This window comes from Amycolatopsis sp. NPDC047767, from assembly GCF_040704195.1.
Classification (GTDB): Bacteria; Actinomycetota; Actinomycetes; order Mycobacteriales; family Pseudonocardiaceae; genus Amycolatopsis.
In genome coordinates this window covers 430,524-442,721 of sequence record NZ_JBEYSJ010000001.1, presented here as the reverse complement: position 1 = coordinate 442,721, position 12,198 = coordinate 430,524, and the positions used below count along the sequence as shown (strand labels likewise).

Annotated in this window: 9 protein-coding genes; 1 reads left to right on the top strand and 8 read right to left on the bottom strand. The window is 71.8% G+C overall.

Annotated elements, in window-relative coordinates; translation table 11 throughout:
• Positions 1–10: 10 nt before the first annotated feature.
• The 7 genes from AB0878_RS02155 to AB0878_RS02125 form a co-directional block, all read right to left on the bottom strand.
• Positions 11–1,141 carry a serine/threonine-protein kinase gene (locus AB0878_RS02155; protein WP_366575658.1) on the bottom strand — a complete coding sequence of 377 codons (1,131 nt, stop codon included), beginning with the start codon at positions 1,139–1,141 and terminating at the stop codon, positions 11–13.
• 13 nt (positions 1,142–1,154) lie between these two features.
• Positions 1,155–2,795, bottom strand: coding sequence for a serine/threonine-protein kinase (locus AB0878_RS02150; protein ID WP_366575657.1), 1,641 nt, complete (start codon positions 2,793–2,795; stop codon positions 1,155–1,157).
• A 212-nt stretch (positions 2,796–3,007) separates the two neighbouring features.
• Positions 3,008–3,895 carry a hypothetical protein gene (locus AB0878_RS02145; RefSeq protein ID WP_366575655.1) on the bottom strand — a complete coding sequence of 296 codons (888 nt, stop codon included), beginning with the start codon at positions 3,893–3,895 and terminating at the stop codon, positions 3,008–3,010.
• Between the two features lie 290 nt (positions 3,896–4,185).
• Positions 4,186–6,426 carry a hypothetical protein gene (locus AB0878_RS02140; RefSeq protein ID WP_366575653.1) on the bottom strand — a complete coding sequence of 747 codons (2,241 nt, stop codon included), beginning with the start codon at positions 6,424–6,426 and terminating at the stop codon, positions 4,186–4,188.
• Between the two features lie 351 nt (positions 6,427–6,777).
• Positions 6,778–7,083, bottom strand: coding sequence for a hypothetical protein (locus tag AB0878_RS02135; RefSeq protein ID WP_366575652.1), 306 nt, complete (start codon positions 7,081–7,083; stop codon positions 6,778–6,780).
• Positions 7,084–7,146: 63 nt separating this feature from the next.
• Positions 7,147–7,443, bottom strand: coding sequence for a chorismate mutase (locus AB0878_RS02130; RefSeq protein WP_220246175.1), 297 nt, complete (start codon positions 7,441–7,443; stop codon positions 7,147–7,149).
• Positions 7,444–7,607: 164 nt separating this feature from the next.
• The gene (locus AB0878_RS02125; RefSeq protein ID WP_366575649.1) at positions 7,608–8,042 is read right to left on the bottom strand and encodes a DUF1707 domain-containing protein; all 435 of its coding nucleotides are present in this window, start codon (positions 8,040–8,042) and stop codon (positions 7,608–7,610) included.
• A gap of 125 nt (positions 8,043–8,167) precedes the next feature.
• Here AB0878_RS02125 and pcrA point away from each other — a divergent pair, with 125 nt between their 5' ends.
• The gene (pcrA, locus tag AB0878_RS02120) at positions 8,168–10,585 is read left to right on the top strand and encodes a DNA helicase PcrA (RefSeq protein ID WP_366575647.1); all 2,418 of its coding nucleotides are present in this window, start codon (positions 8,168–8,170) and stop codon (positions 10,583–10,585) included.
• A gap of 804 nt (positions 10,586–11,389) precedes the next feature.
• On the opposite strand, the gene AB0878_RS02115 is transcribed toward pcrA, so the two are convergent.
• Positions 11,390–12,073: a M23 family metallopeptidase gene (locus AB0878_RS02115; protein WP_366575959.1), complete on the bottom strand. Its 684-nt coding sequence runs from the start codon at positions 12,071–12,073 to the stop codon at positions 11,390–11,392.
• Positions 12,074–12,198: the final 125 nt, after the last annotated feature.

Sequence of the window (12,198 nt, the reverse complement as noted above, 5' to 3'; positions counted from 1 at the left end):
CCCAGACGACTCAGACGAAGAACAGCTCGGAAACGCCGATCCCGATCAGCACCGCGCACAGGATCGCGGCCACGGTGAGGATCAGCTTCCGGCGCGCGGCCGCCTTCTGCCGCACCTCGGCGGCTGCCGCCGCCTGCTGAGCCGCCGACGGCACGAACCGCGCGGACGGCTGCTGCACAGGCTGCTGCTGGGGCGGGATCTGCTGCGTGGGCTGGGCGACCATCGGCGGCTGCATGGGCTGCGGCGCGGCCGGCGCGTAGGGCACCTGCTGCACCGGCATCTGCATCAACGGTCCCGGCTGGCCCTGCTGCGGCGGAGGCATCGGCCGCGACGCGGGCATGGTCGGCATCGCGGGCGCAGTCGGCGGGATGAATGCGGTCTGCTCGCGGCCCTCGGTGATGGCGCTGAGCGCGGCCACCGTGTCCGCCATCGTCGGACGAGCCGTCGGGTCCATCCGCAGCATTTTGCGCAACGCGCCGGCGAGCACCCCGGCGTTCTGCGGCGGCCGCTCGGACGCCTCGCCGTCCTCGCCGAACGGCGGCACGCCCTCTACGGCCGTGTACAGCGTGGCGCCGAGCGAGAACACGTCGGCGGCCGGCGAGGCCGGGGCACCGCGGGTGACCTCGGGCGCGCGGTAGGCCGGGTGCGCCCCGCCGCCGGTGATGCCGATGTCGGTGAGCTTGACGCCGCCGTCGTCGGCCAGCAGCACCGTGCCGGGTTCGAGCGTGCGGTGCACGATGCCGGCCGCGTGGATCGCCGCCATCGCGTCGCCCAGCATGATCCCGAGCGACGCCGCCTGCTCGGGCGTGAGCCGCCCGTGCTCGGCGAGGAACGACGCCATCCCGCGCGACGGGATGTACTCCATCACCAGCCAGACGTCGGGTCCGTCGGGCAGCACGTCATACACGGTGATCGCGCTCGCGTGGTCCACGCGCGCCGCGTCCTTGCCCTCCTGCATCACCGCGGCGCGCGCCTGCTCGGCGCGGTCCGGCGGCAGGCCGACGGGCAGGTACATGCGCTTCATCGCGACCGTGCGGAACAGCCGCGTGTCGAACGCCTGCCACACGATGCCCGCGCGGCCGCGGCCGATCGGCTGGTCGAGCCGGTACCGGCCGCCGACGATGGTGCCTTCTGAACTCAAATCTGATCCTGGATCAAGGGTTGGGCGTCACGCTCGGAGTGTCCGACGGCGTCTCCGAAGGGGCCGACGTCGGAGTTGTCTTCGGCGTAGACGGCTTCGACGGCGTCTCTTGCTCGGACGAAGGCTCCCGCGAGGGGGTGTTCCGCTGGGAGGTCCGGCGAGACGACGTCGTCTCGCGTGTAGAGGACTCCTCAGAAGAGGACGTCTCTTCCTCGCTCGTGGTTGCTTCCTCGGTCGAAGGCACCGAACCTGTGGTCGGCACCACATTTGCCGACGTCGACGGGGGAGCGGGCTGCTGCAACGCGTCCGGCGGGTTGTTCGAGCTCAGCAGCCACACGCCGAGCGCCACCAGGCCGACCACCACGATCGCGCCGATGATCGCCGGCTTCTTCCACGCGCCGGGCTTCTCGTCCTCGTCGTCGGTGGGGCTGGTCTGGCCGCGCGCCGGGGGCGGTGGCTCGTCGTAGCCGTCGTCATACCCGTCGTCATACTGGTCGTCGGCGTAGACGTCGTGCGTCGGCACGGACCGGGTGGCGGCCAGGCCGTTGCGGCCCGGGTCGCCGTACAGCGGGGGCTCGCCCTGGTACTGCTGGTCGTAGCCGTCGTAGTCGTTCTGGGGGTACGCGGCGGCCGCGGGGTAGTCGGCCTCGTCGTCGTAGTACTGCTGCGCAGGGCCGGGCGCGTCGAGCAGTGTGCCCGAGTGCGCGGCGTCGTCCATGTCCTCTTCGGGGAACAGGTGCGTGGCGGCCGCGCCGGCCACGGCGGCAGCGCCGAGCGTGCCGGCCGAGGCCACCATCACGGTCTCGCCGGCCGGTCCGCCCAGCGGCGTTTCACCCCGTGCGACGGAGGCCAGCAGCTCTTCGCACTCCTCGGCGGTGGGCCGGTGGTGGATGTCGGGGTGCAGCAGCACGGCGAGCACGCTCGCGAGCGGCCCCGACTGCCGCGGCGGGTTGATCTGCCCCGCGGCGACGGCGTGCAGGAGGCTCAGCGTGTTCTCCGACAGCCCGAACGGCGGCTGGCCTTCACACGCGGCGTACAGCGTGGAGCCGAGCGAGAACACGTCGGACTCGGGGCCGGGGTCGCCGCCGATCGCGACCTCGGGCGCGAGGTAGGCGGGCGTGCCGGCGATCATCCCGGTCTTGGTGACCGTGACGTCGTCCTTGGCGCGCGAGATGCCGAAGTCGGTGATCTTCACGGTGCCGTTGCCGGCCAGCAGGATGTTGCCGGGCTTGATGTCGCGGTGGACGATGCCGACGGCGTGCGCCTCGCGCAGCGCGGCGGCCACCTGCGCGCCGATCCGCGCGACCTCCAGCGGCGGCAGCGTGCCGCGCTCCTGCAGGACCTGGGCCAGGCTCGTGGAGTTGAGGTACTCCATGATCAGGCACGGCTGACCGTTGTCGTCGGTGACGACGTCGAACACCGAGATCGCGTTGGGGTGGTGCAGGCGCGCAGCGATGCGGCCCTCGCGCATGGTGCGCTGCCGGGCGTCTTCGGCGTCGTGCTCCTCGAGGCCCGGCTGCATCAGCAGCTGCTTGACGGCCACCGTGCGGCCCAGCACCTCGTCGTGTGCCTGCCAGACGGCACCCATCGCGCCCGTGCCGATCCGGCCGATGATGCGGTACCGGCCGGCGACCAGACGACCCTCGTCGCTCACGCGACCTCCCTTTGGGGCTCCGACTGCCCGGAGCGGGACGTGCCCACCCCGAAGACGCGACCTCGAACCGGCCGCAGCACCGCAGCGTAGGCACCTGTCGTGGGCCGTGTGCCGGTTTTCCCGAGACCGACCCGTGACAAGGCTAGGCGTTCACTCTGTGCACACACACTCGGCACGGTCTGATCGTCTACCCGGAACTGGATCGTCGCAGGTCACGAGAATGCGACGGCGGAGAGCAGTCGCGCTTCGGAGATGACGTCGTGCTCCACGACGTCGAACATCTGCGTGACGCGGAGCAGCGTTCCGTCGGCCTGGTGCAGCACCGCGACGGCGACCACCGAACCGTCGCCCTGCACGCGGGTCTCCTGGACGTCGATCGAGCGGGCCGCGCTCCACGCGCGGACCAGGCTGCCGGCTTCGCCCTGGGCGAGGCCGGGGGCGAGCAGCGCCAGCGCGCTGTCGGGGTTCTTGTCGATCGAGGAGTAGAAGGCCTTCACGGCCTGCAGCTTGTCGGCGTCGGACGTGGCGTCCGCGCCCTCGGACTCGGCGTGTTCCGACGGCGGCGTGGTGCTCGGCGCGGCCGTGCTGGGCGCGCCGGTCTGCTGCGTCGTCGAGCCCGTGTCCTGCGTCGGCTGCGTGGTGCCGGATGCGGCCTGCGTGCCCTGGCGGTGTCCGGACGTCGTGCCGCCGGCGCCGTGTTCTTGCGGGCCGGGCACGGCCTGGCCGCCGAGCGCGGCGGCGCCGCTGAAACCGGCGGGGATGGTGTCCTCGGCGACCGGCGTGGTCGGCCGGGGACCGCCGCTGAGCAGGGCGGCGGTGACCACGGCGCCCGCGACGAGCGCGCCGGCGCCGACGAGGCCCGCCTGCTTGGCGCGGCGGGCGAAGCGGCTCTCGGGCTCTTCGGCCGGCTCGGCGGATCTGGCGGCCTCCGCGCGGTGCGACCGCGGCGGCAGGTACTTCTGCGGCTCGCGGAAGACCTGCTCGAGGTAGTCGCGGTCCGCGTCACCGACGCCGTCGAGCAGCTCGGGAGGGATCACATCCTCGACGCGGACGGCAGTGACCTCGCGGGCCTCACGCCGTGTGCGCTGCCGATCAAGCACGAAAGTCCTCGCTCTGGGGTTCGGGGGACGGCGGTACGGCCGTTCGGTCGTACGCCGCTGGTCCGGACGGCCGATTCGTGGTCGGTTCCCGGACCCGCTGTCGCCAGGTAACCCTGTGGCGGCGGGCACCCGCCAGGCTCAGTCGCCGGAATGCCGTCGTCATACGACGAGCGGCAGCTTATGTCACCCACCCGGAGCAAGTTCAACCGCTTACCGCACCGCACGTGCATCGGAACGGGCAGTCTGCACCTGCACGAAACGTTCGGCCCGGGCCGGACGATCAGGCCTGGTCAGGCGCCGTCGTCGGCGATCTTCTCGTCGTCGCCGAAGGTGAGCGTGCGCTGCTCGATGGTCTTGGTGCCGTCGGTGTGGGTCACCTCGAGCGTGTTGACCGTGGTGTTGTTGTCCGGGTCGATCTCGACCTTCTTCACCTCGAAGTAGGCGACGTTCGAGTAGCGCTGGCGCAGGCCCTGCGCGCCCTCCTGCTTGAGGTCCCCGGTGGTGACGGCCGCGGCCGCGTTCGGGTCGGTGGTGACGTTGTTGAAGAACTTCTCGGTGTTGTCCCCCATTGCCTGGGGGTCCTTGCCCGTGTCGTACCAGACGGTGGTCGGCGCGGTCTCGCGCGACGCCGGGGTGACCGGCGGCTTCGCGGGCGGCTGCTCCGGCGTCGACGTCGGCCCGGTCGTGACGGGGTCCGACGAGCCGGCGCTCGACGACGAGTCCGTCGGCGACTGGTCTTCGCTGGTCTCGGAGCCCACGGCGTTCTGCGGGTGCGTGTTCGGGTCGTCGTCTTCCCGCGTGCCGGAGCGGCCGCCACCGGCGCGGCTGCTGTCGGGCGAGTCGCCGCCCGTGCCGCCCTGCTGGCCGAGCGACGGGTCCGGGAGGATCAGCGGGTTGCCGCCGTTCTGCCGGCCCGGCCAGCCGCCGCCGAGCGCGTCGGTGGTCGTGGTGGGCCCGCCGACGAGGAAGGTCCCGGCGAACAGCAGCCCGACCACCACCGCGCCCGACGCGCCGGTCGCGAACCAGGCGGCCTTCCGCCACGTCTTGGGCGGGGTCACCGACGCGGGCACGGAGCCCAGGTCGAACTTCCCGAGCCCGTCGAGCAGGGGAGCGGCGTACACCCGCACTTCGTCGTCTTCGTCGAGCGAGGCCTCGTCGAACGGCCCGCGCACCCGCGGCTTGGCCGGCGCCCGCAGCGTGACGCGCTGGCGCCTCGGGGGCTCAGGCTTCGCCGGCTCCTCGACGGTGGGCTCCGGCGCCGCGCTCAGCCGGGTGACCTGGTCCTCGTTGTGCTCGTTGGGCTCGCCGGGTTCACCGTGCTCGTCGTGCCCCGGGGCCTGCGGCTGGGCCAGCGTGGCCGCCGTCGCCGCGACCCGCTCACGCCGGCTGCGCCGCACCTGCGGCCGCCCGAGCCCGTCGCGCCCCGGCACGTCGGCGAGCGACCGCGTGGTCCCCGGCGCGGCCCACGCGCGATCGATCTCGCTCACGGGCTGCGGATCCGGCACCGCGGCCTGCCCAGTGGGCACGCGCCGCTCCTCGCGGTCGAACTCCGGCTCGGCGAGGTCGCCGAGCGTGGCCTGTGCGGTGGACCCGTGCCATTCGTCGTGCGCGAACTCCGGCGCGGCGGCGTCGGCACCGGGCTGTGGCAGCACAGCCTGCCCGGTAGGCACGGGTCGCTCGTCGTCCGCGAAGTCGGGGCCGGCCGTGTCGGCGAGGTCGTGGAGGTGCGGCTGCTTGGCCTGCGCGGTGGATCCGCGCCATTCGTCGTGCGCGAACGCCGGTGCGGCGGCGTCGGCACCGGGCTGTGGCAGCACGGCCTGTCCGGTAGACACGCGCCGCTCGTCGTCCGCGAAGTCGGGGCCGGCCGTGTCGGCGAGGTCGCGCGACTGCGGTTGCCCGGCGGACCCCCGTCGTTCGGCCGGTGAGAACTCCGGCCCGGCCACTTCCGCGAGGTCACCGGAGTGCGCCCCACTCCAGAGCGACTCCGGCTCAGGCATCGTCGGGCCACCGATCAGGCCGGCCTCGTCGAGGCGCCCGGCGGTGAAACCCCGGTCGCCCTGGCCGGGCTGGGGCAACTCGGTGCGGCTTGGCGTGGGCGGCGGGGCGTACGGGCCGCGGCCGTTCAGCGCGTGCTCGGGGAGCGCGCCGTAGGCGTGGTAGTCCTCGTGGAGGCGGTGCTGCTCACGCGGCTCGTCGGGCCGGCGCGTCGGCTGCGGGAGCGGGATGGGGCGGCGCGGGTGCGGTTGCCGGGCCTGCTGGGGCTGCGGCAGGAGCACGCCGGGTCCGGGCACGGGCAGAGTGCCGTTCGTGGGCGCGAACGTCGAGGCCGCCCGTCGGCGCGGTGGGGACAACGGCGGCGCGTCGACCGCCTCGGCGCCGGGCCGGTGGCGGTGGTGACCTCCGCCGTGTGGCGGGACCACGGGCGTCCACGTGTCCGTGTCCTGAAGACTGCGAGCGCGGTGCCTGCCCGGCACCGTGACCTCCGCGGCCGTCACCGTGTCCGGGTGGCTCGAGCTTCTCGACCCACCCATCGCGTTTCCCGTCATGCCCGTCCGACCCCTCCCCGGTGTGGGCGTGACGGCGCCGGCACTCCGATCAACCCGATCGGAGCAGAGGCGCGAACGGAGTCACTTGCGTCCACACTTGCGAACTCCCGCGCATCTGCACGCGCACGCGGCAGTAGTCGCGCGGAGCCGCAGCTCCCGCGCGTCCTCCGGGCGTCGCCCGACCCAGACGCATGGGTCCTCACGAACCCAAGACTAGAAAACCGCCAGGCGAAAGTCTCGGGGCAACCTGCAACTTGCACAGGTTTCACTCTGTCGGGGGCGACCGAACGGGCGTGAGGTCACGCTACGCAGTGCAATCGCCGCAGGTAGAGCTGCTCACCCTCCGCTGCGGTACTTCTCCCGGGTCGTCTGGAGAGCCTTCGTCGCCACAGCACCGCTACCGACAGCAATCAGAATGGCGATGATGTCGGCTGCGCCTCCCCCTAAAGTGAGCAGCCACGCGAACAGTGATGCCGCCGTGGTACCACCGGCGACCGCCCAGCGGCTGCGCACGTACTGCGCGACGGGCGCACCGCCGGCCCGCTTACCCGCCGCGTTGTTGAGCAGCGCCAGGTAACCGACATGGCCCAGTGCCGCCAGCACGCTCGCGATCGCGATGATGACGGCGATGACGTTAATCATGGGTCCAGTCTGCCCGTTTTCGCGGACCGGCGGATCGGGGAAGTCCCTGATGTGGCCGTAAGTTCACCGGCCGAGGCGGCCGCGGCCCAGGTTGAGCAGCGCCATCGCGAGCTGGCGGCCTTCCGGACCCAGCTCGCGGTAGCGCGCGAGCACGTCCATCTCGCGGTTGTAGACGATCCTCGTGCCGCCGGCGGCCATGCGGGCCGCGCCGATCGTCTGCGACACCTCCACGCGGCGTTTCACCAGCCGCAGGATTTCGGCGTCGAGCCAGTCGATCTCCTTGCGCAGCGAGGAGATGTCCTCGCCGGCGGCGGTGTTCTCGGCGGGCTGTCCGTCGGCGTTCTGAGTCTGCGCGTTCATCGGGACCTCTCTGAAGTCCGGACTCCCAGTGGCCCCTGGGACGGCGAAAGCCCCGGGTCCGTGGACTCCGGGGCTGCGGGTGATGGCGGGTGGGGCACTACGCGATCACGGGAGCCGGAGTCCGGGTCCCGTAGAAAAATCGCTCACTGCTGTGCCGCACGCGGTCAGTATGGCACAGGAGTTTCACCGCGCCGCCGGAAACTCCGCACCCGCGCGTGCACCACGAGGGTGACGAACAGCCAGAACAACGGCATCGCCGGCCAGAAGAACCCGACGCCCAGCACCGCCCACCGCACGATCAGCAGCACCGCCAGCGCCACCACGATCACGGCGTGGATCCGCAGTGCCGGGTGCTCGCGCAACGCGGCGCGGGTGAGCGGCCAGCCGGATGCCGGCCGTCGCGCGACTTCGGGGCGCGGCAGGTCGGTGGTGAGCGCGCCGAGCTCGTCGACGTAGCGCGTCGCGTAGACGGTGCCGAGCCGCTCCTCCACCTCTTCGAGCGTGAGCCGGCCTTCGGAACCGGCGGACTGGATGATCGCGGCGACGCGTTCTCGGTCGCTGTCGGATGCCCTCAACCGGGCGGGGATCTTGTCGTCCATACCGTTCGATGCTCCGCCCGCGGACGCCTCCGCGCGTCGGACGGGAGGCGACACCGTCGTGTACGTCGACAGGCGCAGTTGCCTGTGAAGAACGTGTCGTACCCCAGGGGTAGCGTGGACAGGCGATGGACACCCTCTTCGATCTCCCCGCAGAAAAGCCCGCGCCTGCCCGGAAGGCCACCGCCGAGCTGCTCGAGGACCTCAATCCCGCGCAGCGCGAAGCGGTCATGCACGCCGGCGGGCCGCTGCTCGTCGTCGCCGGCGCGGGGTCGGGCAAGACCCGTGTGCTCACGCGCCGCATCGCGTACCTGTTGGCGGAGCGGGGGGTGCACCCCGGCGAGATCATGGCGATCACGTTCACCAACAAGGCCGCGGCCGAGATGCGCGAACGCGTCGCGTCACTCGTCGGCCGCCGCGCCAACGCGATGTGGGTGTCCACGTTCCACTCGATGTGCGTGCGGATCCTGCGCCGCGAGGCGAAGACGCTGGACATGTCGTCGAGCTTCTCCATCTACGACTCGGACGACACGAAGCGCCTCATCACGCTCGTCGCGCGCGACCTCGACATCGACCCGAAGAAGTACGCCGCGCGCACGCTCGCGGTGCACATCTCGAACCTCAAGAACGAGCTGACGGACCCCGACGCGGCCGTGGCGAACGCCGCGAACGACCTGGAGCGCCGCGTCGCCGAGGTCTACGTCGAGTACCAGCGCCGGCTCGAAGCGGCCAACGCGTTCGACTTCGACGACCTGATCATGCGCACGGTCTCGCTGCTGCAGGCGTTCCCGGACGTCGCGGAGTACTACCGCCGCCGGTTCCGCCACATCCTGGTCGACGAGTACCAGGACACGAACCACGCGCAGTACACGTTGGTGCGCGTGCTGGCCGGCACCGAGGCCACCGACACCGGCATCGACCCGGCGGAGCTGGTCGTGGTGGGTGACGCGGACCAGTCGATCTACGCCTTCCGCGGCGCGACGATCCGCAACATCGAGGAGTTCGAGCGCGACTTCCCCAACGCGCACACCATTCTCCTGGAGCAGAACTACCGCTCCACGCAGACGATCCTGTCGGCGGCCAACGCCGTGATCGAGCGCAACCCCAACCGGCGCGCGAAGCGGCTGTGGACCGACTCGGGCGACGGCGAGAGGATCGTCGGCTACGTCTCGGACAACGACCACGACGAGGCCGCGTTCGTCGCGGGCGAGATCGACGCGTTGGCGGAGAAGGGCGAGGCGGACTACTCCGACGTCGCCGTCTTCTACCGCACCAACAACCAGTCGCGCGTGTTCGAGGAAATCTTCATTCGCCTCGGCCTGCCGTACAAGGTCGTCGGCGGCGTGCGGTTCTACGAGCGGCGCGAGGTGCGCGACATGCTCGCGTACCTGCGCGTGCTGTCGAACCCGGACGACACGGTTTCCTTGCGCCGCATCCTCAACGTGCCCAAGCGCGGCATCGGCGACCGCGCCGAAGCGGTGGTCGCCACGCACGCGGAGCGCGAGCGCATCACTTTCGCGGCGGCGTTGCGCGATGCCGTCGAGGGCAAGGTGGCGCTGCTGAACCCGCGCTCCGCCAAGGCGATCACGGGGTTCGTGTCGCTGCTCGACGACCTGGGCGAGCTGGCGGCGTCGGGCTCGGAGGTGCACGACCTGCTGGAGGCCGTGCTGGAGCGCACGGGCTATCGCGCGGAGCTCGAGGAGTCGGACGACCCGCAGGACGCCTCCCGCGTCGAGAACCTCACGGAGCTCGTCACGGTGGCGCGCGAGTTCGCGGAGTTCACCGCCGAGGTCCAGCAGGACGAGAACGCCGAGCTGGTGCTCGACGACGGCGTGCCCGCGCCCGGTTCGCTCGCCGCGTTCCTGGAGCGCGTGTCCCTGGTCGCCGACGCCGACTCGATCCCGTCGCCCGACGGCGGCGACGAGGGCGACGGCGGCGCCGGGGTCGTCACGCTGATGACGGTGCACACGGCGAAGGGCCTCGAGTACCCGGTGGTGTTCTGCACGGGCTGGGAAGACGGCGTCTTCCCGCACATGCGCGCTCTGGGCGACCCGACGGAGCTCGCGGAGGAGCGTCGGCTGGCCTATGTGGCCATCACGCGCGCGCGGCAACGGCTGTACGTCTCGCGCGCGCTGGTGCGCTCGGCGTGGGGCCAGCCGCAGATGAACCCGGCTTCGCGCTTCCTCGACGAGCTGCCCCCGGACCTCGTCGACTGGCGGCGGCTGGAGCCGTCTTCGCCGGGCTTCGGCAACTTCGGGTCGTCCTCGGGCTCGTCGTCCTCGGGCCCGCGTGCGGCCACGACGTGGGGCCGGCGGTCGCCGTCGTCGTCCTCCACTACGTCGTCGTCGCCGTTCGGCAAGGGCTGGAAGGACACGGTGGCCCTCAAGCTCGACGTCGGCGACCGCGTCAGCCACGACAAGTACGGCCTCGGCACCGTCATCTCCTGCGACGGCGTCGGTCCCCGCGCCACGGCCACCATCGACTTCGGCGCGTCCGGCAAGGTCCGCCTCATGCTGATCGGCAGCGTGCCGATGGTGAAGCTCTGATTTTTGTCGGACCCCTCGGTTAGGCTCCCTCCAGTCGAACACAAGTTCGAACGAATGAGGTAGGCTGGTGCTCGTTCACCGGCCGCCTCGGGAGGGAGCACGAGGGTGTGGACGCGATCTTGTTTGGGGTCCTGGCCGCAGGGGTACAGGACTACCTACGGGGAGTTCTGGGGACTTCGGGACCTGCGGGGGTTTCCGGCGGTTCTGCCGATACGGGGTGCGGCTCGTCGGGGTTCGGTTCAGCCGGCGCTGTCGGCTCTGTCGGCGCTTCGGGGCCCGGTTTCGGGTGTGCTTCGGGGGAAGCGCACCGCTTGGCCGCCGCGTGGCGCGCCCTGCTCCGTCATCACGACCTCGGGCCTGACGGCCACTGCCAAACCTGCGGCGCGGGCCGCCTGGGCCGGTGGCCTGTCCGTCGGCGCTCGGCCGGCCTCTGCACGGTCTGGCAGGTCGCTATCGCGTACTTCATCCGCCGCGCGCCCACCGGGGAGCGTTAGAGCTGTCTGCTGCGGCCGAGAGGACGCTCGGGCGCCGTAGCCGCGCGATCTCCGTGGTGCTGAGGGCGTCGGGCAAGCGGCCGCGGGGACGCGGCGAGGAGATCGAAGCGGGCGGGCCGAGCGCGGGTCTCGGACGGCTCGCGGCGCCCAAGCCGGCTCGGTGGCGGTGTCGCAGCACGGTGCGCTGCGGCGAGGGCTTCTCGTTGCCGCAGCGGGAAAGCACAACAGCCACGGAGAGCGCGGGGGCGCGGACCGTGGCCGGGTGGAAAAGCGGTGAAACCGAAGAACAGTAAGGAGAGCCAGTCGAGAATCAGACCACGATGCCGCGGGCAGCGAGCCACGGGCGCGGGTCGATCTTCTTCGTGCCGTTCTGCCAGACCTCGAAGTGCAGGTGCGGGCCGGTGCTCTCGCCGCGGTTGCCGATCTCGGCGATCTGCTCGCCGCACTTGACCTTCTGGCCTTCGTGGACGGAGAAGCTGTTCATGTGGCCGTAGACCTGGATGGTGCCGTCGTCGAGCTGGATGCGGACCCAGAGGCCGAAGCCGCTGGCGGGGCCGGCCTGGATGACGGTGCCGTCGGAGGCGGCGTAGATCGGGGTGCCGATCGAGTTCGCGATGTCGATGCCGAGGTGGCTGCTGCCCCAGCGGGCGCCGAAACCCGAGGTGAACGTGCCGTGGGCCGGCAGGCAGGTCTTGGGGCGCTCGGCTTCTTCCTTGGCCTTCTGCGCGGCCGCGGCTTCGGCCTTCTCGCGGGCTTCGGTGACCTTCAGGCTGTCGGCCATGCGGGCGGCCTCGGCGGAGGCGTCCATCGAGTGGCCGGCGGGCAGCAGCTCGGGGGCTCCCCCTGAACCCGCGCTGCCGAGGGTGAACGAGGCGCTCGCGTCCTGGGCGTTGGCGAGCGGGGTGACGGCGGTGTCGGAGTCGGTCGTCACGGTCTTGAGGGTCTGGCCCGCGGCGGCAGCGGCGAACGCGCCGGCCGCGACAGCTGCGACCACGACCCGCCCACGCAGGGCGGAGGACGGCGGGGCGATGCGGTGCGAACCCCGCACGCGGATGACCGCACCGTCCAGTGCGTCCTTCAGCGCCGGGGAAGGGGCTTGGCCGCCGGGGGAGCGGTGTG

Excerpts from the sequence above, each read along its gene's own strand:
- AB0878_RS02125 (WP_366575649.1), bottom strand. The coding sequence starts at position 8,042 with ATGGACGACAAGATCCCCGCCCGGTTGAGGGCATCCGACAGCGACCGA.
- AB0878_RS02135 (WP_366575652.1), bottom strand. The coding sequence starts at position 7,083 with ATGATTAACGTCATCGCCGTCATCATCGCGATCGCGAGCGTGCTGGCG.
- AB0878_RS02140 (WP_366575653.1), bottom strand. The coding sequence starts at position 6,426 with ATGGGTGGGTCGAGAAGCTCGAGCCACCCGGACACGGTGACGGCCGCG.
- pcrA (WP_366575647.1), top strand. The coding sequence starts at position 8,168 with ATGGACACCCTCTTCGATCTCCCCGCAGAAAAGCCCGCGCCTGCCCGG.
- AB0878_RS02130 (WP_220246175.1), bottom strand. The coding sequence starts at position 7,443 with ATGAACGCGCAGACTCAGAACGCCGACGGACAGCCCGCCGAGAACACC.